A 26,928-nucleotide genomic window follows, 5' to 3' on the forward strand; every position below is an offset into this window, starting at 1 on the left:
GCGGGTGGAAGGATTGCAACACTAACCAGGAGGAGGTGTTACCAAGTAGACCCCACCTCTTCGGTAATAGTTCAATTTTATTGAAGTTTTTTCGTTTTCTTCGCGGGGTTTCCATCGGGATCTGCGGGGGCGGATGGGTTATCATTCTGCTCCCGTCATCCGGTTGCAGAGGATTTATGCCCGCGTTCTCCTGGTTAGCGCTCTTTTTCGGCGCCTTCTATTTTGTCTACGGCGCTTACTTGCCGTTCTGGTCGCTCTGGCTGGAGGGGGTGGGCGTCAGCGCCGAGATGATTGGTCTCCTGCTGGGGGCGGGGATGGCGATCCGCTTTGCCGGCAACCTGATGGTGATGGGGCAGATCAAGGGGGCGGGCCATCTGTTGCCGGTTACCCGGTTGCTCTCCCTGCTCAGTTTGCTGGCGTTTCTCGGTTTCTATCTCAGTCATAACCTCTGGTGGCTGGTGGGCTTGACCCTGCTGGCGAACTTTATTTATCCGACCCTGATGCCGGTGGGGGAGGCGCTGGCGACCCGCATGGTGGTGCAGGCGCACCTCGATTACGGCAAGGTGCGGCTGTGCGGCTCCTTTGCCTTTATTGTCGCCTCGACCTTGGTGGGGGCGCTGGTGGGGAATTTTGGTAGCGACTGGATTTTGCACACCATGGTAGCGGGGTTGGCGCTGATGCTGCTGCTCAGCTGGTTGCCGCTCTATCCGGCGCCACAGGATAGTCAGGGCGAGCGGGCCAAGGCCTCTTTGCTGGCGACTCTGCGCAGCGCACCGGTGCGCCGTTTCCTGTTGCTGACGGCGTTGCTGCAGGGGAGCCACGCCGCCTATTACGGTTTCAGCGCCATCTACTGGAAGGCGCAAGGGTATAGCGGCACCATCATCGGCTATCTCTGGGCGCTCGGGGTAGTGGCGGAGATCTGCATGTTCGCCGCCGACAAGCGTTTCCTGCAACGCTTTGGCGCCCAGAGTCTCTTTATCGCCGGTGCCATCGGTTGTGTGGGGCGCTGGGTATTGCTGGGGGCCTCGACCGAGTTGTGGGTACTGGTGCTGGGGCAACTGCTCCACTCGGTCACCTTTGGCATGAGCCATCTGGGGGCGGTGCGCTTTATGACCCGTCAGCTACCGGCCGAGCAGTTGATCCCGACTCAGGCGCTCTATGCGGCCCTTGGCCTCGGCATGACGGTGGCGGCCCTGATGGCGCTCTGCGGCGTGCTGTTCGAGCCTCTCGGCGGTGGCATCTTCTTCCTGATGGTGCTGGTGGTGTTGCCGGTGTTCTTCCTGCGGCTGCGCCCCTTTGCGCCGTCTGCGCAGGAGAGTGCTCCAGCCTGATATTTGTCTATTTCACCTAACAAAAGGGAGAGCCACGGCTCTCCCTTTTTCGTTGCTGCGGTTTGCGGCGTTACTGCTGCTCGCCCAGATAGAGGCGGCTGAGGCGGTGCCAGGTATCCGAGCCGATGGTGCCAGCAAGCAGCTCATTGGATGCAGCATCAAAGCGGCCATCCGGCAGCCAGCCCAGTTGGGGCAGCAGTTGGGCCAGCGTTACGTCATTGTGCTGCAGCTCCCGCTCCAGCGCTTCCCAGAAGGCGCTCCCCTTGATGTAAAAGAGCGGGTAGTAGGAGCGATCGCCCGCCAGCACCTCGCGAGCGGCCCGATAGAGGCCGCTCTCGCTATGGGGTAGCAGTTTGCCCCGCTCGGCCAGCTCGTTGACCGCCGTGACCTGATGCAGCCGAAAGCGGCGCAGCGCCTTGATGGCGAGGTACTCGGCGAGGCTCTCGTTGACCCAGGTGGGTTGTGGAGCAGAGTGGCGAGCGCTGAGGATATGCACCGCCTCGTGGGCCGAGGTGCGCAGCAGGCGCAAGGGGGCCTGTGGCGTCGGTTTGCCAGCCTCGGTGGGATAGTTGGCGACAAACACCTGATCTCCGGCGGCGCCGCCAAGGGAGCGGGTCGCCACATCCCGCCCCAGCCACACCAGTTGCCATGGATGAGTGGGAGGATCCACATCGAGCTGGAAGGCCAGATAGTCGATGATCTCATTCAGTTGCTGCTGCAAGGCCGGCAGATCGAGCTGGTTGGCGGTCTCGTCATGGCTCAGCACCAGCCGCGGATCCGGCTTGGTGACGGGCACTGTGTCCAGACCAAACGGCAGGATCAGCGGCGGCTGGTTGACATCCGGCAGTGGTTGGCAGCTGCCATCCGGCAGACAAACCTTTCCTTGGCGACTCCCCATCTGGCGCACAAAGTTACCCCACTCGGTCAATAGCCACTGGTTGGGAGCAAACAGAAGCGACTGTTGGGCCGAGGCATCTGCACCCAGTGCCGGAGCGGGTGTGAGCGTGATTTGCCAGCCAACCTCTTTGCAGGAGAAGGGCTGGTTGAGGGCAACCGGCTGGTTGTCTGCAAGGCAGATCAGCGCGGGGGAAACCGGCGTGGCACTGCCCGGCAACTGACGAGCGGGTAGCAGGGTAAAGGGAGGTTTGCCCTGCATGGTGAGGCGCACTTGCAGCACATTGGCGCTGGCGCCCTGCTCGATATGGTAGCGGGGGCCGCTCGCGTCATTGCCAGCGCAGGCCCACAGCGGCAGCAGCCACAGGGCAAACAGGGTGATATGACGACTCATAAGGGATTAGCGCTCCTGCTCGTAGCCCAGCAGATCGCCGGGCTGGCATTTGAGTTCACGGCAGATGGCCTCCAGGGTGGAGAAGCGCACCGCCTTGGCGTGGCCATTCTTGAGGATCGAGAGGTTGGCCTCGGTGATGTCGATGCGCTGGGCCAGCTCGCGGGCGGTCATTTTGCGCTCGGCCAGCAGGGCATCGAGTCGGATGATAATGGGCATACGTTCCTCACACCGTCAGTTGCTGTTCATCGGCCAGCAGTTTGGCCTCGCGCATGACCAGTGCCAGCGCCAGTACGATCAGTCCCGCCAGCAGTACCCGGAAATCGGAGGTACTCAGCGCTATGGTACCGAGTACTTCCGGGCCTCTCATGGTGAGCACCGTATCCAGCAAGGGGGTCAGGATCAATTCGACCAGGAAGGTTGCACAGAGCAGCAGTCCGATCTGCCGGTAGCGGCGGATCTGCTCGAAGGTGAAGAGCAGACCGGCGCGGTAGCCGCGAAACAGCTGACGCAGTTGCCAGAGCATCATCATAAAGACCAGATCCGGCAACAGCTGTACCAGGGTGCCGAGCAGCCGGGTGGAGAAGTGAAGGGGATAGTCGGCAGGATTGATGCCGGGACGGCTCAAGATGGTGTTGAGCTTCTCCTGCAGAAAATCGGCGCCACCGAAGGGGGTCCACACCTCCAGCAAGGTGATCAAAGGGGTCGCCAGCAGTGCCAACAGTAGCAGCCATTCGATCAGCATGCTCGAGCGTTCGAGTTTGTTGGAGATCATCTCATTCCTCACTGTGATGGTTTTATCTGAAAGGTAAAGTTTATCGTTTATCAATATTCACACCGGCAATGTTTATTGTTTTGCGATATACAGTCAAGATAAAACTTATTGAAAAACGATAATTTCAATCTGTCCGAAGGGGATGACTTTTGGCTGCAGCCTCTCTAGACTGGCGAGGTTGTATACAAAAACTCAACATGGACAAGGAGTTATCGATGCACCAGGGATGGCTGCTGATCGGATTGTCGCTCACCTATCTGGGGCTGCTGTTTCTGATCGCCTTCGTGGCAGACAAGCACAAACGGCACCGTCTCAAGGGGCAACCGCTGCTCTACAGCCTGTCGCTGGCGGTCTACTGCACCTCCTGGACCTTCTTCGGCACCGTGGGGCAGGCGAGTGAATCGCCCTGGTCGCCGGTGCCCATCTACCTTGGCCCCATGCTGGTCTTTCTGTTTGGCTGGCGGCTGCTGGCACGCCTTATTCTGGTAGCCAAACGGGAACACATCACCTCCATCGCCGACTTTATTGCTGCCCGTTACGGCAAATCCCAGCGGCTCGCCATGGTGATCGCCCTTATCGCCATCATGGGGATCCTCCCCTATCTGGTGTTGCAGCTCAAAGCCATCGTCACCGGGCTGGATCTGCTGATGGTCAACAGCGGCGGCATCAGCCCGACCAGCAATACCAGCGAGTTGGCGCTCGGGGTTACCCTGCTGCTGGCGCTGTTCAGCATCCTGTTCGGCACCCGCCATCTCGATGCCACCGAGCACCACAGGGGGATGGTGGTGGCCATCGCTTTCGAGTCGGTGGTCAAATTGCTGGCCTTTATCGCGGTGGGGGGCTTCGCTCTCTGGCTGATCTTGAGCAAACCCGGCGAAGCTCACGAGCAGGTGACCCGCGACTTCTTTGCGCAGGTGGTGGCGGTGAGCCCCGGCAACCTGCTGGAGCTTGCCATCTATACGGTGCTGGCGATGTGCGCCGTTATCTGCCTGCCGCGCCAGTTTCATGTGACTGTGGTGGAGAACAATCAGGGGCAGGATCTTCACTGGGCGCGCTGGATCTTCCCGCTTTACCTGTTCGTGATGGGACTCTTTATCTGGCCGCTGGCGCTGGCGGGCAAGCAGTGGGTGGGTGCCGATATGGCCTCCGACACCTATGTGATCAGTTTGCCGATGGCCCTCGGTTTCGATGGCATGGCGATGCTGGCGTTTCTCGGCGGCACTTCGGCGGCCACCGGCATGGTGATCGTCTGCACCATCGCGTTGGCGATCATGGTGAGCAACGATCTGGTGCTGCCGGTGTTGCTGCGCCGCTTCTGGCGGCAGGGGCGCGACGAGCGGCTGGTAAGGCTGCTGTTGCAGGTGCGCCGTGGTGCCATCCTGCTGATCTTGCTGGCGGCCTGGGGGCTTTACCTCTGGCTCGGCGATCTCACCAGCTTGTCGCGCATCGGCTATCTCTCCTTTGGCGCGGTGGCCCAGTTTGCGCCGGCCCTGCTGCTCGGCCTCTACTGGCGTCACGGCAATCGCAAGGGGGTTTATCTTGGGTTGAGCCTCGGGGTGAGCCTCTGGTTCGTCACCCTGCTGGTGGAGAGCGGGCTGCTGGCCGGTTCACCACTGGCCGAGCTGCTGGCGCCGCCGGACTGGCCCGCGTTTCGCGAGCTGAGTCTCGGGGCCTGGTGCATCTTCCTGAGCCTGCTCTTCAACCTGCTCGGCTATGTGGCTGGCTCGCTGCTTTCCCGTCCGGCGGTGAGCGAGCGGCTGCAGGCGGCCAACTTTGTCGGCAAGCCGAGTCGCGATACCGCCGCCCTCTATCAGGCGCGGGTCTCGGTCAAGGAGCTGGAGATGCTGGCGGCCCGCTTTGTCGGCTCAAGCCGGGTCAAACGCGCCTTTGGTCGTTTCGCCGGTGAGCGGGGCGGCACCCTGGCGCCCCAGATGCAGGCTTCGGCCGAGCTGATTGCCCACACCGAGCGGCTGCTGGCGGGGGTGTTTGGTACCTCATCGGCACGGCTGGTGCTCGCCTCGGCCCTGCAGGGGCGCAACATGCAGCTCGAGGAGATCGCCACCATAGTCGATGAGGCCTCCGACGTGTTTCGCTTCAACCGTGGCCTGCTGCAGGGGGCGATCGAGCATATCGGGCAGGGGATCTCGGTGGTGGACAGGGAGCTTCGTCTGGTGGCCTGGAACCGCCGCTACATCGAGCTGTTCCACTATCCGCCGGGGCTTATTCAGGCAGGGCGTCCTATTGAAGAGATCATCCGCTACAACGCCCAGCAGGGGCTCTGTGGCCCCGGTGATATCGAGGATCACGTGGCGCGGCGGGTCGCCTTTATGAAGCGGGGCAGCGCCCATATCTCGGCGCGGGAGCGCCCGGACGGGCGGGTGATCGAGATGCAGGGCAACCCCATGCCAGCCGGCGGTTTTGTCATGACCTTTACCGACATCACGCCGTTTCGCGATGCGGAGCGGGTGCTGCGCGAAGCGAACGAACATCTGGAAGCGCGTGTGGCCGAGCGCACCCGTGAGCTCTCCGATCTCAACCGTCAACTGCTGCTGGTGAACCAGCAGGTGGAGCGGGCCAATCAATCCAAGAGCCGTTTTCTGGCGGCGGTCAGCCATGATCTGACCCAGCCCCTCAATGCCGCCAAGCTGTTTACCTCCTCCCTGCTGGAGATGCTGCCCGATGCTGGTGAGCAGGCCCGCATCGCCCGCCATATCGACGATGCGCTGGGGGCGACCGAGGATCTCATCACCGATTTGCTCGATATCTCGCGGCTCGAAGCGGGCAAGTTCAAGGCCAAGAAGCTCGACTTTGCCCTGCGCGATCTGCTCGACAACCTCAAGGCGGAGTTTGGCGTACTGGCGCAGGCGGGGGGGATCCACTTCTCGGTGGTGGAGAGCAAGCACGCGGTGCACAGCGATGTGCGGCTGCTGCGCCGGGTGCTGCAGAACTTCCTGACCAATGCGTTTCGCTACAACCCGGGCGGCAGGGTGCTGCTTGGTTGCCGCCGGATGGGGGAGAAGATCCGCATTGAGGTATGGGACAACGGCCCCGGTATCCCGCAAGACAAGCAGGAGGCGATCTTCGACGAGTTCTCCCGCCTCGATCACTCCCGCACCGCCAAGGAGCAGGGGCTAGGTCTGGGGCTCGCCATCGCCCGCGGCATCTCGCAGGTGCTCGGTCATCAGCTCACATTGCAGAGCTGGCCGGGCAAGGGATCTGTCTTTGCGGTGACCCTCAATCTGGCGACCCGGCCGGTCACGGCCCATCAGCTGGCGGCGCCGGTGGTGCGTGACAGCCAGCTGGAAGGTGTAGCCGTGCTCTGTATCGACAACGAGCGGGACATTCTGACCGCCATGAGCACCCTGCTCGGCCGTTGGGGCTGCGAGGTGCGCTGCGCCGTCGATCTGGCCGAAGCCGAGGCGCTGGTAGCAGAGGGGTTTGTGCCGAGACTGGTGCTCTCCGACTACCACCTCGATGATGGCAAGACCGGGTTGGAGGCGCTCGCAGCCCTCCAGCGAGTGTGTGGCGACGAGCTGGGAGGCATCATCATCAGCGCTGATCGCAAGAGCGAGCTGCAGGTGCAGATCCGCGAGCGTGGGTATGGCTACATCAGCAAACCGGTCAAACCACTCAAACTGCGAGCCCTGATGAACAGCCTGCTGCTGCGCTAGCCGCATCCGGGGCAGCTAGCCGTGAACCGGCTCACAAAACCGTGCAATGATCCCGCAGGCCCTGGTCATGGATGAATGCCGAAAACAGAGATTTATTGGCGAAGATCTCTTCATCTTCCAGCGCAATCGCCGCCAGTTACAGTATTGGCTTGCCACTGTCGTTCAACGCCGACAGTGGCAGACCGGATTGGCTCACTCTATAGTCGGGATGCGATTTTTTGCATCGCAAATGAAGTAACCGAAGGGCAAACCGATCGCAAGGTCGGGACGCAAAGCTTCCGGTCCAGGGATGAGCCGTACTTGAGATAGCGGGGCCACCACAGGTTGTTGTGCACCTTTGCCAAGAGGCCGCACTGCCGTCTGCGTTACCTGTCAGGGCGTAGCCCTTTTCGTTGCCAACATAACGAAATAGGGAAATATAAAAAATGCTAAGTCCAAAGCCTACCATGCTGGCCCTTGCGGTCGGTCTGTGCTGCGCCTCGTCCGCTTATGCTGCGGCGCCCGGCAAGCCGACCATCGGATGGGGCCCCACCAAGTTTTCCATCGTTGAAGTCGATCAGGCGGCTACTGCCTACAACAATCTGGTCAAGGTAAAGGATGCCGCCGATGTGGAGGTGAACTGGAACCTCTGGAGCGGCGATCTGGGCCAGAGTGCCAAGGTGCTGCTCAATGGTCAGGAGGTGTGGTCCGGCCCCTCGACCGCAGCGGGCAGCGCCAAATTCAAGGTGAAGAAAGGGGGGCGCTACCAGATGCAGGTGGCGCTGTGCAACGCCGATGGCTGTACCCTCTCTGATGCCAAGGAGATCGTGGTCGCCGATACCGACGGCAGCCATCTGGCGCCACTCAAGGCGCCGCTGCAGGAGAACAACAAGCCCTACGCCAACAAGTCCGGCAAGGTGGTGGGGACTTACTATGTGGAGTGGGGAGTCTATGGCCGCAAGTTTACGGTGGACAAGATCCCGGCCCAGAACCTGACCCATATCCTCTATGGCTTCACCCCCATCTGCGGCGGGGATGGCCTCAACGACAGCCTCAAGGAGATCGAAGGGAGCTTCCAGGCGCTGCAACGGGCGTGCGCCGGCCGGGCGGACTTCAAGGTGGCGATGCACGATCCCTGGGCCGCCATCCAGATGCCGCAAGGCAACCTCACTGCTCATGACGAGCCCTACAAGGGCAACTTTGGCGCCCTGATGGCGCTCAAGCAGGCCTATCCGAACCTCAAGATCCTCCCCTCGGTCGGTGGCTGGACCCTCTCCGATCCCTTCTACTTCCTCGGTGACAAAACCAAGCGCGATGTGTTTGTCGGCTCGGTGAAAGAGTTCCTGCAGACCTGGAAGTTCTTCGACGGTGTGGATATCGACTGGGAGTACCCGGGCGGACAGGGTGCCAACCCGAAACTGGGCAGCCCGAGTGATGGTGCCACTTATGTGGCCCTGATGAAGGAGCTGCGGGCCATGCTCGACGAGCTGGAGGCCGAGACCGGTCGCCAGTATGAGCTCACTTCCGCCATTGGAGCGGGGGGCGACAAGATCCAGGATGTGGACTACAAAGCGGCCCAGCCCTACATGGACCACATCTTCATGATGACCTACGACTACAACGGTGCCTGGAGCAACACCGAGCTCGGTCACCAGACCAACCTTTATGCGGCGAGCTGGGACCCCGATACCAAGTACACCACCGACAAGGCAGTGAATCAGCTGCTGGCGCAGGGGGTTGAACCGGGCAAGCTGGTGGTTGGTGCCGCCATGTATGGCCGTGGCTGGACCGGGGTGAGCGGTTATCAGGGCAACAACCCCTTCACCGGCAAGGCGACCGGCAAGGTGAAAGGCACCTGGGAGGACGGGGTGGTGGATTACCGCGACATCGTCAACAACCGGATGGGGGCGGGCTGGGAGAAGGGCTACGACGAGGTGGCCGAGGCGCCCTATCTGTTCAAGGCGGCGACCGGCGATCTCATCACCTATGACAACGATCGCTCGGTCAAGGCCAAGGGGCAGTATGTGCTGGCCAACAAGCTCGGTGGCCTCTTCTCCTGGGAGATCGACGCCGACAACGGCGACATCCTCAATGCCATGCACGAGGGTCTGGGTCACGGCGAGGGAACCACTCCACCAGCCAACAAGCCGCCGCTGGCCAACGCGGGCAGTGACCTCAAGGTGACCGGCCCGACCGAGGTGACGCTGGATGGTTCGGCCTCCCACGATCCGGAAAACAGCGCGCTCAGCTACAGCTGGAAGCAGATCTCCGGCCCGCAGGCTGCCCTGCTCGATGCCACTCAGGCCAAGGCCCGTGTTGTACTCGATGCGGTGACTGCCGACATCAATCTGGTGTTCGAGCTGACGGTGACCGATGACCAGCTGTTGAGTGCCAAGGATCAGGTGGTGGTGACCAACAAGGCGCCGCAGGCCAATCTGGCGCCTGTGGTGAGTCTACCTGCCACGGCCTCTGTGGAGGCGGGCAAGCAGGTGACCATCAAGGCGACCGCCTCCGATCCGAACGGTGATCCGCTCACTTATCAGTGGAGCGTGCCGGCAGGCATCACCGCAACGGGCCAGAACAGCGCCACTCTGGTAGTCACCGGCCCGAGCGTCACCAGCGACACCGGCTATGACCTGAGCGTCACCGTCTCCGACGGCGGGCTGGATGCCAGTGCGGCAACCCGTCTGACGGTCAAACCGGCCAGCAGCGGCGGTGGTTGCACGGCGACCGATCCGGATGCGGCCAACTGGCCAGTCTGGAAAGCGGCAAGCACCTATAACAGCGGCGACAAGGTGAGCCATAACCAGCTGGTGTGGCAGGCTAAGTACTGGACCCAGGGCAACGAGCCTAGTCGCACCGCGGATCAGTGGCTGCTGGTGAGCAAGGTGCAACTGGGTTGGGATGCCAATGTGGCCTACAACGGTGGCGAGCTCACCACCCATAACGGCCGTCAGTGGAAGGCGCAGTACTGGACCAAGGGCAATGAGCCCGGCAAACACGACGTCTGGCAGGATGTGGGAGCCGCCAGCTGTAAATAAGCATTGAATGGTGGCGGGGCATGCCAGTCATGCCCCGTTTTTTCTCCCCGCTTCGCCACATTCTGGCGGGTCTGCCAATCGGTTTCCCCACCCAGCTTCTCTTTTGTGCCTGCAAAGCGGCCCTTCCGGGCTAGTGATTAATGCTCTCCCCGCTTGCTGGCATCTGTGCCGCACGCTGCTCTTTGTGGTGCCGCTTGTGTTGATACATGTCGGCATCGGCTCTGGCAAACGCGGCAGCAAAGTCGCCGCGATAGGGGGCCATCCCCATGCTGCACGAGATAGTCGGGGAGGCGCTGGCCAGCATGGCCGTCAGCCTGGCCATCGTCTGTTGCAGCTCGGTCGGTGTCAGAGTGGTGAGCAGCACAAACTCATCCCCGCCGAAGCGGGCGGCAATCACCCCCTGACCGAAGTGCTGGCGTATGCCATCTGCGATAAGGCGCAGGGCCTGATCACCGGCCAAATGGCCACTGCTGTCATTGAGCTGCTTGAGATTATCCATGTCGATCAGCAGCAGGGTGCCTTCCGGCTGTGCTTGCAGAGCGAGTTCGAATTGCTGTCGATTGGCGAGCCCGGTCAGCTGGTCGGTATTGGCCAGCTGATAGATGCGGCGGGACTGCTGATAAATGGTGATGGCGTGGCGAATATCCCGCGCCAGGATCGCCATCAGGTGGCTGTCGTAGCGGGTAAAGGCATTACGTTTGCTGCTGTCCATATTGATCATGCCGTAGAGCTGACCATCGATATGGATCGGGGTCGCCAGCGTGGCCTGGATGGGCAGGTCGGTGCAGTTGACCAGCAGCTCTCTGTCCTGTTCGGACAGGGGCATGGTGGCATTTATCTTCGACAGGTCGTTGATCAGCAGTGTTTTGTTGCAGCGCCCCTGAGTCAGCTTGTACTGAAAGGTGTGCTCCAGCGGCAGATTGATCCGCCGCAGTTTCACCAGATCCATGCCGATGGCCGCTTCATATCTCAACATGCCTGTGCCCGGCAGCAGCTTGATCAGGCAGCCCATCTCGGCTCCCGGGATCAACATTACGGCTCGTCTGAGCAGATCCTCCAGAAAGGCCTCTTCGGTCTGGTATTGCGCCGAGTTGCGGGCCAGTTCGGCGGTGGTTTCGTTGATCTTGAGCGCCTCACTCAGATGCTGCCACTGGCGGTGCAGATGGTAGCGGTAGTGGCGATAGAGCCAGAAGGTGCAGATAAGGTAGCTCTGGACTAGCAAGGTGCTGGCAAGCGGCGCCCTTTGCCAGCCATTGAGGCTGTTGATAAGCCAGATCATCCCGGCCAGTGGCAAGGCATAAATCGTCAAACGAACAAATTTGTCGTATCTGGATAACCGGGTGCGTGAGGGCAGTTCGTTGGGCATGAAGACACCTGCTGGCCATGCAAAGCGGCGATTATAAATTCATTAGTTGCGACACAGATGGGTCTTTTGTCGCATATTGTTCTTACTCATTGATTTTTCTCAATTTGGTGTGATGCAGATCAAAAAAATGGTGTGAGGTATCTGGTTGGAGGTGATGAGATTAGGTCTGCATATCCGGCTGTTTTTTAAACATTAATTTCTTGAAAGTGGGTAATTGTCAGGGTTGGTAACTGGTGGGCTGGCAATGGTCCGATTTGCTTACTTATCAGAATTACCCTACAGTCAATCGGCGATTATTTATCGCCAGAAATAACGTTGTGACAAGGGCAAACCGATTGAAAAGTCGGGACGCAAAGCTTCCGGTCTAAGGGTCAAGACGGCCTAGGATAGCGGGGCCACCACAGTAGAATGCAGGCTGCCTTTGCCAAGGGGTGGCCGTTTTTGTGTCACCTGTCGTGTTGCGTTGCCCTTTCGTTTTTCCAATAACGAAAAGGAAAGCAATATGCTAAGTCCAAAACCTGCACTGCTGGCCATGATGGTCGGCACCCTGCTCGCCTCCGCCGCCGCTTATGCGGCGGCTCCCGGCAAACCCGCCATCGGTTGGGGCCCCACCAAGTTTGCCATCGTCGAAGTCAGCCAGTCCGCGACCGCTTATAACGAGCTGGTCAAGGTGAAGAATGGCGCCGATGTGACCGTCACCTGGAATATCTGGAACGGCGATATCGGCCAGAGTGCCAAGGTGCTGCTGGATGGCAAGGAGGTGTGGTCCGGTCCCTCTTCCGGCGCTGGCACAGCCACCTTCAAGGTGCACAAGGGGGGCCGCTATCAGATGCAGGTCGCGCTGTGCAACGGCGATGGCTGCACCCTGTCTGATGCCAAGGAGATCGTGGTCGCCGATACCGATGGCAGCCACCTCGCACCGCTCAAGCCTGCCCTGCAGGAGAATAACAAACCCTATGTCAACAAGTCCGGCAAGGTGGTCGGTACCTACTATGTGGAGTGGGGGGTCTATGATCGCAACTTCACCGTGGACAAGTTGCCGGCCCAGAACCTGACCCATATCCTCTATGGCTTCACCCCGATCTGTGGCGGTGATGGCCTCAACGACAGCCTCAAAGAGATTGCCGGCAGCTTCCAGGCGCTGCAACGTGCCTGTGCCGGGCGCAAGGATTTCCAGGTCGCCATTCACGATCCCTGGGCCGCGCTGCAAAAAGGGCAGGGGTCACTGGTCGCCTGGGATGAGCCCTACAAGGGCAACTTCGGCAATCTGATGGCTCTCAAGCAGGCTTATCCGGACCTGAAGATCCTCCCCTCCGTCGGTGGCTGGACCCTCTCCGACCCCTTCTTCTTCATGCATGACAAGGCCAAGCGTGACGTGTTCGTCGCCTCGGTCAAGGAGTTCCTGCAGACCTGGAAGTTCTTCGACGGTGTCGATATCGACTATGAGTTCCCGGGCGGCGACGGTGCCAACCCCAATCTGGGGGACAAGACCAAAGATGGTGAAACCTATGTGCTGATCATGAAGGATCTGCGCGCCATGCTCGACGAGTTGGAGGCCGAGACCGGTCGCACCTATCAGCTCACCTCTGCCATCGGTGCCGGTTACGACAAGATTGAGGATGTGGATTACAAGGCTGCCCAGCAGTACATGGATCACCTCTTCGTGATGAGTTACGACTACAACGGTGCCTGGAGCAATACCTCCCTGGGTCATCAGGCCAACCTCTATCAGGCCACCAACGGCTCGGCCAACAAGCGCTACAACACTGATGCAGCGGTGCAGCAGTTGCTGGCGCAGGGGGTCGACTCCGGGAAGCTGGTGATCGGTGCCGCCGCCTACGGTCGCGGTTGGAAAGGGGTGAGCGGTTATCAGGGCAATGACCCCTTCACCGGCACCGCCACCGGCAAGATCAAGGGCACCTGGGAAGATGGCGTGCTGGATTATCGCCACATCGTCAACAGCCACATGGGGGCGGGCTGGGAGTACAACTACGACGAGACTGCCGAAGCGGCCACCCTGTTCAAGCCCTCCACCGGCGAGCTGATCACCTATGACGACGAGCGCTCGGTCAAGGCGAAAGGCCAATACGTGCTGGCCAACAAGCTGGGCGGGCTCTTCTCTTGGGAGATCGATGCCGACAACGGCGACATCCTCAACGCCATGCATGAAGGTCTCGGTCACGGTGAAGGGGTTACCCCGCCAGCCAACAAGCCGCCAGTAGCCAACGCGGGCAGCGATCTGAGTGTCACCGGCCCGACCGAGGTGACGCTGGATGGCTCAGCCTCCCATGATCCGGAAAAAGGCTCTCTGACCTACAGCTGGAAGCAGGTCTCCGGCCCGCAAGCTGTGCTGGGCGATACCACGCAGGCCAAGGTGCGGGTCGATGTGAATGCCGTCAGTGCAGATACCGCGCTGGTATTCGAACTGACTGTGACTGATGACCATCAACTGACCGCCAGGGATCAGGTGGTGGTGACCAACAAGGCGCCGCAGCCCAACCTGCCTCCGGTGGTGACTTTGCCTGCCAGCGTCAAGGTGGAAGAGGGCAAGCAGGTGACCATCACTGCCAAGGCATCCGACCCCAACGACGACGAGCTGATCTATCAATGGCAAGTGCCTGCCGGTATCACGGCGACCGGCCAGAACAGCGCCACCCTGGTGGTCACCGGTCCGGCGGTGGATGTCGAAACCGGTTATGACCTCTCTGTGACCGTCTCCGATGGCGCACTCGATGCCAACGCGGCCACCCGTCTCACCGTCACGCCAATCAACGAAGGCGGTGAAGGGGGCTCTTGCAACACCACAGATCCGGAAGCAGCCAACGTTCCCGCATGGCAGGCCAGCAAGGTCTACAACGGCGGTGACAAGGTGAGCCATAACCAGCTGGTATGGCGTGCCAAGTACTGGACTCAGGGTAATGAGCCGAGCCGAGCCGCCGATCAGTGGGCGCTGGTGAGTCAGGTTGATCTGGGCTGGAACGCAGCCGTTGCCTACAACGGCGGGGATCTCACCAACCACAACGGCCGTCAGTGGAAGGCCAAGTGGTGGACTCAAGGCAATGAGCCGGGCAAGCACGATGTCTGGCTGGTTATCGGGGCAGCAAGCTGTAACTGAGGCCTCCTCACCGATGACGGGGCATGGCGACATGCCCCTCATTCCCGGTAGCAATATGAACGAGAACCCGACAATGACCACAAATGTGACCCGAATCGCTGCCCTCATCATGGCAACCCTGGCGGCTGGCCCCTTGTCTGCCACCACCTCGCCCCTGATATTCAATGAGACGACACCGCAAAGCGATCTGACCGGCAGCCTGGCTGCCAGCGTGCAGTTTGCCCAGAGCCAGATCCTGCCGTCTCATCCCAAGGAGGGGGATCGCCAACCCATCCTGACCAGCCTGCGCAAGAGCCTGCTGCTGGTGAAACCGCTCCAGGCCGACGGGGTGACCCAGATGACGGTGGAGGCCCGTGACGGCAGTGGCACGCTGCTTGGCACCCTGACCTTGTCACCGCCATCGGCGCTGCCCGAGACTGTCTACCACCTCGCGGGGGTTCCCGAAGGGGGAGTGAGCTTCATCCCGGAGAGCGGCAGCACTGCCGTCATCAGCAGCAGTGCTGATTTGGCCAAACTGAACGACAAGAGCGGCGCCTTCCTCAAGGAACGGCTGACCGGGCGCGCGCTGGTGGAGATCCAGACCGCCGACGGCCGCTGGGTTCGGGATATTTACCTGCCCGTAAGCCCGGAGCTGGAGGGCAAGATGGTGCGGATCCGCTCCAGCGCCGGTTATAACTCGACGGCCTTCTATGGCGAGCGACAGGTGACCGTCTCCCGTGGCCAGACCCTGCAGTTCAAGTTTGCCAATGGGCAGTGGTTCCGTGAGGGGGAGCTGGAGAACAACCGCATCACCTATGCAGCGGATACCTGGAGCGGCGAGCTGCCTGCCGAGTGGATCCAGCCCGGACTGAACCTCTCCGTTCGTCAGGGCAATCTCAGTGGTGAACTGCGTGACATCAAGGTCGGCGCCCCCGGCGAGCTGCTGCTGCACACCATCGACATTGGCATGCTCACCACGCCACGGGATCGCTTTGCCTTTGCCAATGACAAGGAGGCACATCGCGAATACTTCCAGACCATTCCGGCCAGCCGGATGATTGTCAGTCAGTATGCACCGCTCTCCCTACCTGAGGTGATGCTGCCCAACGGTACATTGCTGACCGATTTTGACCCGAGCGAAGGGGGCTGGCGGCACCATGCGTCAGCGCATCGGCAAGGAGCTTATCTCCCACGGGATCGACAATGCCAACTACGGCATCAACAGCAGCGCCGGTGAAGGGGAGGGGAGCCATCCCTTTGTGGTGGCCCAGCTGACGGCGCACAACAGTCGCGGCAAGTATGCCAATGGGGTTCAGGTGCACGGTGGTTCCGGTGGCGGTGGCATCGTCACGCTGGATGATTCGCTGGGCAACGAGTTCAGCCACGAGGTGGGTCACAACTTCGGCCTTGGCCACTATGTAGATGGTTTCCGCGGCTCGGTTCATCGCAGTGCCGATCAGCTCAACTCCAGTTGGGGCTGGGACAGTGACAAACACCGTTTCATCCCCAACTTCTCGCCGACCCGCACCAATGAGGATGCCTGTCTGGATGGCCAGTGCCAGCCACCGTTCGATGGCCGCAAGTTTGGGCACGATGCGATGGCGGGCGGCCGCCCTCTCTCCGGCGCCAACCGTTTCACCCTCTATACCCCCAATTCGGCCGCCATTATCCAGCGTTTTCTGGAGAGCAAGGCGGTGTTCGATGCCAACTCGGCCACCGGCTTTAGCAAGTGGAACAGTGCGACGGCCAGGATGGAGCCCTATCAGCACACAATCGAGGGGATCGAGAAGGTCGATGCCCCCATGGATGCCTTGAGCGAGGCAGGACTGAGTGCCCTGCTGGCGGACTACGGCTTGGTCAGGGTCGCCATGTGGGATGGTCGCTGGACCCGTGATATCCGGGTGCCGGTTGCCTCTGCGGACAATCGGGGACGCAGTCTGACCATCGATCACGGGGCCAGTTACAACAGCCACCTCTTTATCAACGGCAAGGATATCCTGGTGAGCAGGGGCTTCAAGAAGAGCTTCACCTCGGATGGCCAGAGCTGGGTGGAGGTCTCCCCCATCGATACCAAAGTTGCGCGCAAGCCCGAGCAGTTCGGCGTGCCGGTGACCACCCTGGTGGGCTATTACGATCCGCAAGGAGCCCTGCGCAGCTACATCTATCCGGCTCTGTACGGCGCTTACGGCTTCACCTATCCGGATGACAGCAACACCCTGTCCGGCAATGACTGCCAGTTGCAGGTGGAGACCCGCGATGGTCTGCAGCGCTTCAGGCTGGCCAATCACAGAGCGGCGAGCAGCGTCATGAACAAGTTCCACATCAACCTGCCCACCGCCAGCGAGCCCGGTCGCGCCACTATCCAGTGCCGTGGCCAGACACTGGTACAGCAGAGCTTGTTGCCACCGCAGCAGACCCTCTCATTTACCGTCAACGGGCGGCCGCTGGATCAGGGCGTGGTGGAGAACCAGCCTCCGGTAGTAACCGTGCCGGCACAACTCGGCGGCATCGGTGGTGAGTGGCTGACCATCACCGCCGAGGCGAACGATCCCGAGGGGGATGCGCTCAGCTACCGCTGGCACTTCCCGGCGGGCTGGCAGGCGGAGGGCGAGACCAGTGCCAACCTGCGTCTGTTACCGCCGGTTGTCACCACCAGCGAGCAGCATGAGCTGAGTGTGAGCGTCTCGGACGGGGTACATCAGAGCGAAGGGCGCATCGTGCTGACGCTGGAGCCCGTGGTCGACGGCTCTTGCAACACCACAGATCCGGAAGCGGCGAATGTTCCCGCATGGCAGGCCAGCAAGGTCTACAACGGTGGCGACAAGGTGAGCCACAACCAGCTGGTATGGCGTGCCAAGTACTGGACTCAGGGCAATGAACCGGGCCGCGCCGCCGATCAGTGGGCGCTGGCGAGTCAGGTTGAGCTGGGCTGGAGCGCTACCGTTGCCTACAACGGCGGGGAGCTGACCAACCACAATGGCCGTCAGTGGAAGGCCAAGTGGTGGACTCAAGGCAACGAGCCGGGCAAGCACGATGTCTGGCTGGATGTCGGGGCGGCAAGCTGCCCCTAGGTTGAGTCCATGATGAAGATGGCGGAGCCTGTTCAGGCGGACTCCGCCTTTTGCCACAAAACCATAGAGAGCAACAATAATGAAAAAAAACCGCATCACCCTTCTGCTTGCCGGCATGATGCTGAGCGGCCACCTGTGGGCGGCCGAGGCATACGACATCAACAAATCCTACCCGGGCGGCAGCCAGGTCAATTACAACGGCCAGGTTTTCGAGGCCAAGTGGTGGGTCAACCCGGGTCAGACTCCGGGCATGGCGGCCGCCAATGAGTGGGATACCCCGTGGAAGCTTGTCGGCGAAGGGGAAGTGACCCCGCCGGACACCGGTGGCGATGACAAGCCCAATCCGCCGACGCCTACCCCGCCGGATGGCAGCACCACCCCCGTCTATATGAGCCAGGCCGAGCTGGATGCCAAAGAGAAGGCGCTGACCGACTTCCCGGCGATGGAAGCGGTCAAGGCCTCCATCGCTACCCGGGACAATCTGGTGGTCGAGGCGGTGCAGCCGGGCCGTGCCGACAACCCGGGCAACGTCAAGCGGGTCGAAAGCCTGCTGAGCGAGAGCCAGTTCAACTACCTGTTCCCGCTACGCGCCCCCGAGTACACCTATCGTGGCCTGTTGCAGGCGGCGGCCAAGTTCCCGGCCCTGTGCAGTGACTACAGCGACGGCCGCGATGCTGACGCCATCTGCCGCAAGACGCTGGCAACTATGTTCGCCCACTTCGCCCAGGAGACCGGTGGCCATGAAAACTGGCGCCCGGAGGCCGAGTGGCGTCAGGCGCTGGTCTACGTGCGCGAGATGGGATGGAATGAGACCATGCGCGGTGGTTACAACGCCGAGTGCCGCCCCGATGTGTGGCAGGGTCAGCAGTGGCCGTGCGGTACGTTCGACAATGGCGAGTTCAAGAGCTACTTTGGCCGCGGCGCCAAACAGCTCTCCTACAACTACAACTATGGCCCCTTCTCCGAGGCGATGTTCGGCACGGTGCGCACCCTGCTCGACCGTCCCGATCTGGTGGCCGACACCTGGCTGAACCTCGCCAGCGCGGTGTTCTTCTATACCTATCCGCAGCCGCCCAAGCCCTCCATGCTCCATGTCATCGATGGCACCTGGCAGCCAAATGACCATGACAAGCAGAACGGTCTGGTGCCGGGCTTCGGGGTCACCACCCAGATCATCAATGGCGGGGTGGAGTGCGGCGGTCCGGTCGAGCATGCCCAGTCCCAGAATCGCATCAACTACTACCGCGAGTTTGCCAACTACCTCGGGGTGGCGGTGCCATCCGACGAGGTGCTGGGTTGCAAGAATATGAAGGTGTTTGACGACAATGGCGCTGGTGCCTTGCCCATCTACTGGGAGCAGGACTGGAGCTATGTGGCAGAGAACCCCAACGGCGGCAAGAGTTACGCGTGCAAGCTGGTGGGCTACCAGACCCGTTTCAGCGCCTTCAAGGCAGGGGATTACAGCCGCTGCGTTCAGCACTTCTATCCGGAGGTGGTGATCGAGGATAACGGCGGTGGCACTAACCTGCCGCCGGTGGCCAATATCACCGGCCCGGCGCAGGCCGAAGGTGGCAGCAAGGTGACTCTCTCCGGCCAGCACTCCAGCGATCCGGAAGGCAAGCCGCTGACTTATGCCTGGACAATCCCAGCCGGTGCCTCTGCCCCGGCTCTGGATCAGGTCACTCTGGAGTTGACTCTGCCCAAGCCGGCCAGCGATACCAAGCTGGAGATCAAACTGACGGTGACCGATGAAGGGAGCTTGAGCCGTAGCGCCACCCATAGCCTGCTGGTGAAAGGGGAGGAGGGGGGCGTAACGCCGCCTGACTATCCCGTCTATAAAGAGGGGACTCCCTACAAGGCGGGCGAGCGGGTCAGCAACGGCGGTGCCAGCTACGAGTGCAAACCGCACCCCTACACCGGCTGGTGCGCCGGTGCCGCCTGGGCTTATGAGCCGGGCAAGGGTACGGCCTGGGCCGATGCCTGGATCAAGCTCTGAGCCGTTTCAGGGTTACAAGGTTTGCCGACAAGCCAGCTGACAATCCGGAGCAATAAAAGATGGGGCCTGCGGGCCCCATTCTTGTTTGGTGGAGTTCAGGTTTGGCCGTGGAACATCTGGCCCGGACAGGACAGCGCCTCGAAAGGGCTGTGTGATGATGTGTGTTGTAGTTTTATTACGTTTTCCGTGAAAGGCTTTCAGCAATTACTTGCCGTAGCGGAAGTAGTATTCACGGGTGGAGGGGGCATAGGCATCTTTCTCTACAACGCCGTTCTTGGTGGTTGCACCGCGCAGGTGGAACAGGACTGCCAGATTCTCAAACATGGTTTACCTCATCGCTCTGTCATTTATGGTTATGGTGTGTGACCTGGGTCACGGTTTGATCCTATGGTCATTTGTGAGCCAGATCAACTTTCCGTGTTGTAAATTTACAAAAATCATGGAAAGGGTTTTCAAATGCAATGCCCTTTATGGAAAGGCTTTCCCGAGGTGACGGGGGAGAAGCTGATTACCAGCCAGCATAGAGAGGTCTGAGAGCGGGGGGCGTTGCACGGGGAAAGAGGCTTGCTGCACGGCCTCTCCTTTATAGGTGCTTGAGCCGATTTGTGACATAAAACAGAGAGATAGCACGCGCCTTGCTGGTAAAAACAGCGAACTGCTGCAATTTTGACTAAACGAATCAGTCGCGGTTATTTTAGGGTTGACAGCAAAGCGGGTGATGCCTATCATGCGCCTCCGTTGCCGGAGATAACTTCGTCAGCGCCGAGGTGAGTTGGGGTTATAGCTCAGCTGGGAGAGCGCTTGCATGGCATGCAAGAGGTCCGCGGTTCGATCCCGCGTAGCTCCACCAAATTCTCCTCGAACAATCTGGAATCAAAGGGGTTATAGCTCAGCTGGGAGAGCGCTTGCATGGCATGCAAGAGGTCCGCGGTTCGATCCCGCGTAGCTCCACCAGATTCTTGATTGTTGTATTGAATACCCAGGGCTGTGTGGTGTGTATCACCCAAGCCGACCTTTGTGGGGTTATAGCTCAGCTGGGAGAGCGCTTGCATGGCATGCAAGAGGTCCGCGGTTCGATCCCGCGTAGCTCCACCATTATTTAGGATGAATGGCCGCCAGAACCATTCGTTCAGTACCGAATTTGGGGTTATAGCTCAGCTGGGAGAGCGCTTGCATGGCATGCAAGAGGTCCGCGGTTCGATCCCGCGTAGCTCCACCAAATTCAGAGTGACTGCCGGTCATTCACACAAATCGGGGTTATAGCTCAGCTGGGAGAGCGCTTGCATGGCATGCAAGAGGTCCGCGGTTCGATCCCGCGTAGCTCCACCAAATTCTTGTTACAAGAAGCAAAAGGCCACCGCATCGCGGTGGCCTTTTTGTTTTCTCCATCATTTATTTTCTCCATACGTCCGCGCCTTTCATTTGTAAATCCAATGACCTGAATGAAAAAGCCCGCGAGAGTCGCGGGCTTTGCTTGCACTATTCAGATGCGCCTGTGATTAACGGCGACGTCGCCAGGCCAGCGGCAACAGGGCCAGCAGGCCGAGTCCCAGTGCACCACCGCCTGAGGAGGTGTCCGGTTTGGTGGCATCGCTCTCCAGTCTCAGGTCGACGATGATGGGATCATGGTCGGAGGCACTGAAGGGGTTGTCAGACTTGAGCAGGGAGCCGGTGTACTGGCTGCCGTATTCGAACAGGGAGCTCTCGAAGGAGTTGATGTGCCAGTCGGCGACACCTGCCACCTTGCTGGCCAGCGCCGGGTTGGCGAGGGCATAGTCCAGGGTGCCCAGCTCCCCGTCGTAGCTGTAGGAGATGGCTTTCTCCTTGTTGAATTTGACGTTGAGATCGATCAGGCCGTAGCTGCGAGTCACTTCGCGACCGAGCTGTTCATAGGACTGCTCACCGATAAAGGTGTGGGAGGCCGATACGATCTTCCGCTCGCTGGTGGCCGGGTTGTAGTCGGTCAGTACCCGGATCGGATCTTCCTTGGCGTAGGAGTTGAAGTCGCCCACCAGCAGCACCTGGCCCGGCAGTTTGCTGACCGCCTCACCCAGCACCTTGGCGGCAGAGACCCGGAACTCGGTGCACTTGCCCTGCAGGTCGGCCGGTTCTGACTTGCCATCGCCATTTTCGTAGCAGCCTGACCCCTTGGATTTGAGGTGGTTGACCACCAGTGTCAGCGGCTCCTTGCTCTTGGCGAGGGTGAAGGTCTGAACCAGCGAGTCGCGCTGACCGGCTGTCTTGGCCACACCACCAGTGGTGTAGCGCTGCTCCGGCAGCTTGATGACGCTGGCATCCCCGCTGGGGGTGAGCAGGGCAGGACGGTAGAGCATTGCCACCATGATGGCGTCTCCACCGAAGAACTTGCCATCGGTAAGGGCAGTGACCGGCAGGCGGACATAGGCGTAGTGTTTGCTCGCATCCTTCTGCTGTTCGTTGAGGCGGGTCACCAGATTGTGGAGGGCCGAGTTATCCTCGAAGCCGTTGTTCTCCATCTCCATCAGGCCGAGCAGATCGGCATCCATTGCGGTAATGGCATTGACGATCTTGGTGCGCTGCTTCTCGAACTCGGGCTGGCTCTTGGCACCCCGGTTGCAACCTTTGGCGTTGTCGGCATCCGCCTGATCCTTGCACAGGATATTGAGTGCACCGCCGATGCTGGAGTGACTGGTGAAGTAGTTGAGCACGTTGAAGCTGCCGATCCGCAGATCGCTGCCAGCGAGGCGAGCCGGCGCGTCTTGACGATCCTCTTCAGGGCTGCGCAGCAGGGCGCCGGCAGTCAGGGTGACATCGCTCGGTACCACCAGACGGAAGGCATCCTTGTTGTATACGATCACCCCCTCCAGCCCGGTCAGTTGATCACCGATGCGCAGATAACCCTGATCGGCATCCCAGCCAGGGAACCAGGGCAGTACGCCATCCGGCGCTTTGTAATCAGACTCGACTACCAGACGGTTGCTGCTATTTTGGGTGGCTAGTGCGACAGCGTCCGCACTGTTGGCAACATGAAGTTGGGTCGGTTTGATCTGCGGGGTTTTGTGGGCCAACTCTACGTTGTTGCGATAGACCTTGTAGTCGAAGCCGTAGTTGCGGGTCAGGTGCAGGTCACTGCTGCTGTCGAGACGTACCCGCATCCCTTCGTGGCGATTGAGTGCCTGCGCCAGCGTCTCCCCTTCATTGACCTGCAATACGCTGGTCGGCACATTCAGCCCTTGTGCGGTGACTTGCAAGTGGACTTTTTTGGTGGCCTTGTCGACTAACGGGGTCAGCTGGGTGCCGCCGTAAAACTCTTGCACCTGTGCTTCCAGACAGACTTCGCTTCCCGGTTTGACGTCTTTATATTTGGTCGCGAAGTCCTTGTCGTTCAGATAGACAAAGATGCCATCAGAGGTGGCCGGATTGCCATCGCCCACCGGGTCAGTCAGATAGAAACCCTTGGTCAGACTTTGGCCAAGCGTCGTCACGATACCGCGAACATTGAAGGTGCCCGGGCTGATTTTGCCGGTCACCTTGCCGTTATTGTCGGTCACGGTCTGGGTAGCCAGCGCGCTGGCGGAGCCTGTACCCTGAATGGTCGGGATGGGGGTGAGTTGAGCCGGATCGGACGGGCAGACAAATGCCGCATGGGCGCCTGAGGATGCAAGTGCCAGCCCCACGGCCAGCGACAGCAGGGTACGAGTACCTTTCATAGGTGTTCCTTTTTTATTTTTGCCAGTGATTCCATAGCCTTGGCTCGTTGACCAAGGGCGCGCATTGTCACATTTCTGGCATGTCATACCAGTGAGCCAACGCACATTAAATGAATCTGGGAAGGTGCGGGAAAGCGTTTTTATGATCCCAGTAACGATATGATTTTTTTGATAATTCAATCAATTTTAACCCTGAGATCATGACGCTTTCGTGGCAGGGGATAATTCTCTTTGAGAATAAAGATTGAGGGGATCTTGTCGCCTTCCTATACTGGGTTCGTTCCTCACGGAACCCAGGTAAAGGGCAAACCGGCAGTGATGTCGGGGCGCAATGCTTCCGGTCTCGCTCGTGGATCCAGATAGCGGGGTTTCCCTGGGTGAGGGGTGGTTTTTGTGGCAGGTCCATTGCCAGTTGTCTGCGCCCATCATGCAGGTTGCGATTGTTCTTTGCCTTGGTGACCAAGCCAAGACAAAACAAGGAAGATAACAATATGCAACAGCTCTTCAGACCCAGCAGGCTTGCCATGCTGGTCGCCCTTGCGGCTGCGCCCGCCTGGGCTCAGGCCGCTTATCCCGCCTATAAATCCGGTACTGCCTACAAGGCTGGCGATATCGTCAGCAACGTCGGTGCCCTCTACGAGTGCAAAGAGTTTCCCTATTCAGGCTGGTGCGGGGCATCCCCCTATCACTATGAGCCGGGTGTCGGTGTGGTCTGGGCAGATGCCTGGAAGCCCTATGGTGGCGAGGTGCCTCCTCCTGCGCTCGGCGTAGCCATCAGCTCACCGGCTGCCGGTGCCAGCTTCAACGAAGGAGCCAGCGTGGCGCTGGCGGTGAGCCTGAGCGGCCCGGTAACGGCCTTGGCCCGGGTGGAATATCTTGTCGACGGCACGCTGGTCGCCACGGCGAGCGCCTCGCCCTGGAGTGCCAGCTGGAGCGCCGCCGGAGTGGGGGGCCATACCCTCAAAGCTCGCGCGCTGGATAAAGATGGCAAGGTGCTGAGCGAGGCGGATTCGAGCTTCAATGTCGCCGCCGTGGTCGCGCCAGAGGGGCCCAAGTTGAGCATCAGCAGCCCGGCCAGCGGCGCCAAGGTGACCCTGGGTCGCAGTGTGGCGGTGAGCGGTAACGTCACCGATGCCAACAACGATGTGGCCAAAGTCGAGCTCTATGTCGACGGCAAGAAGGTGGGCGAAGATACCACTGCCCCCTGGCAGGTTAACTGGACACCGGATGCCAAAGGCAGTGCCGCCCTCAAGCTGGTGGCCACTGACAAGACCAATCTGAGCGGCGAGTCGGCGGCGGTGACCGTCAATGTCGAGGAGGCCGCGCTGCCGCCCACCGGTGGCAACCTCTCTTGTGACATTCGCCAGATCTATCGCCCGGATGGTTACGAGTGCATGGGGGATGACCATGCCCGTCGGGTCATCGGCTACTTCACCTCATGGCGCACAGGCAAGAACGGCCTGCCCGCCTATCTGGTGAGCGATATTCCATGGAACAAGATCACCCACATCAACTACGCCTTCGCGGCGGTGGATGAGCAGAGCCACACTATCAAGGTGGACGATGCAGCCACCAAGATGACTTGGGATGGCGTGCCGGGTGCCGAGATGGATCCTGAATTCGCCTACAAGGGCCACTTCAACCTGCTGTCGAAGTACAAGAAGCAGTATCCGGACGTGAAGACCCTCATCTCGGTCGGCGGCTGGGCCGATACCCGCGGCTTCTACACCGCCACTACCAAGGGTGACTGCTCGGTCAATACTGCCGGTATCAACACCCTGGCTGACTCGGCGGTGAGTTTTATCCGCCAGTACGGTTTTGACGGGGTCGATATCGACTACGAATACCCCACCTCGATGAAGGATGCGGGCAATCCCAACGACTTCCCGCTCTCCAACCAGTGCCGGGCCAAGCTGTTTGCCAATTACGAGGTGCTGATGAAGACCTTGCGGGCGCGGCTCGACAACGCCGGTAACGAAGATGGCCGCAAGTATATGCTGACCATCGCCTCACCGGCCTCGGCCTATCTGCTGCGCGGGATGGAGAACTTCCAGGTCACCCAGTACCTCGACTACGTCAACCTGATGACCTATGACTTCCACGGCGCCTGGAACCACTTTGTCGGTCACAACGCGGCCCTGTTCGACAACAATGCCGACCCCGAGCTCTCCCATTGGGGCGTCTATACCCAGACCCAGTTTGGCGGTATCGGTTACCTCAACGCCGCCTGGTCTGCTCACTACTTCCGCGGTGCGCTGGCGGCTGGCAAGATCAACGTTGGCGTGCCCTATTACACCCGCGGTTGGCAGGGGGTGAGCGGTGGCAGTCATGGGCTGGGTGGCAAGGCAGCCCTGCCGAGCCAGAACGAGTGCCAGCCGGGCACAGCTGGCAGCACCATTCCGTGCGGCAACGGGGCGGTCGGCATCGACAACATCTGGCATGATCTCGACAAGAACGGCAAAGAGATCGGCGGTGGCGCCGTGCCCATGTGGCATGCCAAAAACCTGGAGCATGCAGCCAGCCTCGGCATCACCACGCTGCCGAGTTATGGCACTGCCTGGGGTCTGGATCCCAACAATCCGGCTCACGTGATGCAGGGCAAGTATGTGCGTTACTACGATGAGAAGGCCCACGCGCCCTGGCTGTGGAACGAAGAGAAGAAGGTGTTCCTCTCAACCGAAGATGAAGAGTCCATGGGCCACAAGCTCGACTACATCATCAAGCGCGGTCTGGGTGGCGTGATGTTCTGGGAGATGGCGGGTGATTACGCCTTCGATCCGGCCAAGAACGAGTACGGCATGGGCAGTACCCTGACCACCCTGGCTTATGAGAAGTTTGCCAAGGCAACTCCGTACAACACCAAGCAAAACGATCTGGCCGCGCCGAGCGCCCAGCTCGACATCCAGGTCAGCCTCTCCGGCTTCAAGGAAGGGGACTCCAACTATCCGATCAACCCGAAACTCAAGCTGGTCAACAAGTCGACCCAGACCATTCCGGGCGGCGCGCGCATCGAGTTTCTGGTGCCCACCTCTACCTCTGACACCATCACGGATCAGAGTGGCATGGGCCTGAAAGTGGTGGAGAGCGGTGGCAACGACAACTCGGAAGGTATTGCCAATGAGAAGGATTTCCACAAGGTCGCCATGAACCTGCCGGGTTGGCAGACTCTGGCGCCGGGGGCCGAGATTGAAGTCGCCATGACCTACTACCTGCCCGCTGCTGGCGTGCCAAGCGGCATGCGCATCATCAGCGGCAGCCAGACCATTGGTCTCAAGGCCGAGTTCCCGACCCTGCCGGAGGCCGTGTTGGGCTCGGGTGGCGGCGAGAATCCGGGTACCAGCTGCAGCAGCCAGAACGTCAATCCGGCGGCCTACAAGGCCTATCCGAGCTGGCCGCAGGGGGATCATGCCAATGGCGGTGATCGCATTACCCATAACAAGGTAGTGTGGCAGGCGAACTGGTGGACCAGCAGCGAGCCCAAGGCAACCGATGGCAGCTGGAAGTCTGTCTGTAGCTATTGATTTTAAAATCAATGAGATAAGTGAGGCTTCGGCCTCACTTTTTTTGTCTGGTTGGTCGCTCTGGTTGAAAATGCGCCTGCCTTTCCTGGCGGGCAGCCTCTATAATAGA

The 26,928-nt window shown here is 60.3% G+C and carries 11 protein-coding genes, 5 tRNA genes, 1 pseudogene and 3 riboswitches; of the genes and pseudogenes, 12 read left to right on the forward strand and 5 right to left on the reverse strand.

Annotated elements, in window-relative coordinates:
- Positions 1-176: 176 nt before the first annotated feature.
- Positions 177-1,331 (forward strand): 3-phenylpropionate MFS transporter, encoded by a 1,155-nt coding sequence (locus WBR25_RS04430; protein WP_479749469.1) that lies wholly within the window; start codon positions 177-179, stop codon positions 1,329-1,331.
- A gap of 70 nt (positions 1,332-1,401) precedes the next feature.
- On the opposite strand, the gene WBR25_RS04435 is transcribed toward WBR25_RS04430, so the two are convergent.
- The 3 genes from WBR25_RS04435 to WBR25_RS04445 are packed head-to-tail and all read right to left on the reverse strand — an operon-like array spanning position 1,402 to position 3,391.
- Positions 1,402-2,619: a hypothetical protein gene (locus tag WBR25_RS04435; RefSeq protein WP_479749470.1), complete on the reverse strand. Its 1,218-nt coding sequence runs from the start codon at positions 2,617-2,619 to the stop codon at positions 1,402-1,404.
- A 6-nt stretch (positions 2,620-2,625) separates the two neighbouring features.
- Positions 2,626-2,835: a helix-turn-helix domain-containing protein gene (locus tag WBR25_RS04440; RefSeq protein WP_005335250.1), complete on the reverse strand. Its 210-nt coding sequence runs from the start codon at positions 2,833-2,835 to the stop codon at positions 2,626-2,628.
- A gap of 7 nt (positions 2,836-2,842) precedes the next feature.
- Entirely contained in the window at positions 2,843-3,391 is a 549-nt protein-coding gene (locus WBR25_RS04445) for a DUF2975 domain-containing protein (RefSeq protein WP_076495674.1), read from the reverse strand.
- A 215-nt stretch (positions 3,392-3,606) separates the two neighbouring features.
- Here WBR25_RS04445 and WBR25_RS04450 point away from each other — a divergent pair, with 215 nt between their 5' ends.
- Positions 3,607-7,062, forward strand: a complete 3,456-nt coding sequence (locus WBR25_RS04450; RefSeq protein ID WP_479749471.1) for a hybrid sensor histidine kinase/response regulator — start codon at positions 3,607-3,609, stop codon at positions 7,060-7,062.
- Positions 7,063-7,296: 234 nt separating this feature from the next.
- A riboswitch (cyclic di-GMP riboswitch) is annotated at positions 7,297-7,384 on the forward strand.
- A 103-nt stretch (positions 7,385-7,487) separates the two neighbouring features.
- Entirely contained in the window at positions 7,488-10,082 is a 2,595-nt protein-coding gene (locus WBR25_RS04455; RefSeq protein ID WP_479749472.1) for a glycosyl hydrolase family 18 protein, read from the forward strand.
- Between the two features lie 130 nt (positions 10,083-10,212).
- On the opposite strand, the gene WBR25_RS04460 is transcribed toward WBR25_RS04455, so the two are convergent.
- Complete coding sequence (locus WBR25_RS04460; protein ID WP_479749473.1) at positions 10,213-11,448, reverse strand: sensor domain-containing diguanylate cyclase; 1,236 nt, start codon at positions 11,446-11,448, stop codon at positions 10,213-10,215.
- A gap of 315 nt (positions 11,449-11,763) precedes the next feature.
- A riboswitch (cyclic di-GMP riboswitch) is annotated at positions 11,764-11,851 on the forward strand.
- A 99-nt stretch (positions 11,852-11,950) separates the two neighbouring features.
- Between WBR25_RS04460 and WBR25_RS04465 the strand changes: the two genes are divergently transcribed.
- From WBR25_RS04465 to WBR25_RS04500, 8 genes and pseudogenes are all read left to right on the forward strand, one after another.
- The gene (locus tag WBR25_RS04465; protein WP_479749474.1) at positions 11,951-14,563 is read left to right on the forward strand and encodes a glycosyl hydrolase family 18 protein; all 2,613 of its coding nucleotides are present in this window, start codon (positions 11,951-11,953) and stop codon (positions 14,561-14,563) included.
- A gap of 73 nt (positions 14,564-14,636) precedes the next feature.
- Positions 14,637-17,613 (forward strand): annotated as a pseudogene (locus WBR25_RS04470) (M66 family metalloprotease).
- Positions 17,614-17,692: 79 nt separating this feature from the next.
- A complete protein-coding gene (locus tag WBR25_RS04475; RefSeq protein ID WP_479749475.1) occupies positions 17,693-19,609 on the forward strand; it encodes a glycoside hydrolase family 19 protein in 1,917 nt (638 codons plus the stop codon).
- 774 nt (positions 19,610-20,383) lie between these two features.
- Positions 20,384-20,459, forward strand: a tRNA-Ala gene (locus WBR25_RS04480).
- Positions 20,460-20,487: 28 nt separating this feature from the next.
- A tRNA-Ala gene (locus WBR25_RS04485) sits at positions 20,488-20,563 on the forward strand.
- Between the two features lie 65 nt (positions 20,564-20,628).
- Positions 20,629-20,704 (forward strand) — tRNA-Ala (locus WBR25_RS04490).
- A gap of 48 nt (positions 20,705-20,752) precedes the next feature.
- Positions 20,753-20,828, forward strand: a tRNA-Ala gene (locus WBR25_RS04495).
- A gap of 34 nt (positions 20,829-20,862) precedes the next feature.
- Positions 20,863-20,938: transfer RNA gene (locus WBR25_RS04500), tRNA-Ala, on the forward strand.
- A 170-nt stretch (positions 20,939-21,108) separates the two neighbouring features.
- Here the strand turns inward: WBR25_RS04500 and WBR25_RS04505 are convergent.
- Positions 21,109-23,298 carry an ExeM/NucH family extracellular endonuclease gene (locus WBR25_RS04505; protein WP_479749476.1) on the reverse strand — a complete coding sequence of 730 codons (2,190 nt, stop codon included), beginning with the start codon at positions 23,296-23,298 and terminating at the stop codon, positions 21,109-21,111.
- A 293-nt stretch (positions 23,299-23,591) separates the two neighbouring features.
- Positions 23,592-23,674, forward strand: a riboswitch (cyclic di-GMP riboswitch).
- A gap of 115 nt (positions 23,675-23,789) precedes the next feature.
- On the opposite strand from WBR25_RS04505, the gene WBR25_RS04510 reads away from it, so the two are divergent.
- Positions 23,790-26,819 carry a glycosyl hydrolase family 18 protein gene (locus WBR25_RS04510; RefSeq protein ID WP_479749477.1) on the forward strand — a complete coding sequence of 1,010 codons (3,030 nt, stop codon included), beginning with the start codon at positions 23,790-23,792 and terminating at the stop codon, positions 26,817-26,819.
- The last annotated feature ends 109 nt before the right edge of the window (positions 26,820-26,928 follow it).

Source organism: Aeromonas sp. MTB, assembly GCF_056632455.1.

Bases quoted from the DNA above. Each gene is read 5' to 3' on its own strand.
- WBR25_RS04430 (WP_479749469.1), top strand. From the start codon at position 177: ATGCCCGCGTTCTCCTGGTTAGCGCTCTTTTTCGGCGCCTTCTATTTT.
- WBR25_RS04435 (WP_479749470.1), bottom strand. From the start codon at position 2,619: ATGAGTCGTCATATCACCCTGTTTGCCCTGTGGCTGCTGCCGCTGTGG.
- WBR25_RS04440 (WP_005335250.1), bottom strand. From the start codon at position 2,835: ATGCCCATTATCATCCGACTCGATGCCCTGCTGGCCGAGCGCAAAATG.
- WBR25_RS04445 (WP_076495674.1), bottom strand. From the start codon at position 3,391: ATGATCTCCAACAAACTCGAACGCTCGAGCATGCTGATCGAATGGCTG.
- WBR25_RS04450 (WP_479749471.1), top strand. From the start codon at position 3,607: ATGCACCAGGGATGGCTGCTGATCGGATTGTCGCTCACCTATCTGGGG.
- WBR25_RS04455 (WP_479749472.1), top strand. From the start codon at position 7,488: ATGCTAAGTCCAAAGCCTACCATGCTGGCCCTTGCGGTCGGTCTGTGC.
- WBR25_RS04460 (WP_479749473.1), bottom strand. From the start codon at position 11,448: ATGCCCAACGAACTGCCCTCACGCACCCGGTTATCCAGATACGACAAA.
- WBR25_RS04465 (WP_479749474.1), top strand. From the start codon at position 11,951: ATGCTAAGTCCAAAACCTGCACTGCTGGCCATGATGGTCGGCACCCTG.
- WBR25_RS04475 (WP_479749475.1), top strand. From the start codon at position 17,693: ATGAAAAAAAACCGCATCACCCTTCTGCTTGCCGGCATGATGCTGAGC.
- WBR25_RS04505 (WP_479749476.1), bottom strand. From the start codon at position 23,298: ATGAAAGGTACTCGTACCCTGCTGTCGCTGGCCGTGGGGCTGGCACTT.
- WBR25_RS04510 (WP_479749477.1), top strand. From the start codon at position 23,790: ATGCAACAGCTCTTCAGACCCAGCAGGCTTGCCATGCTGGTCGCCCTT.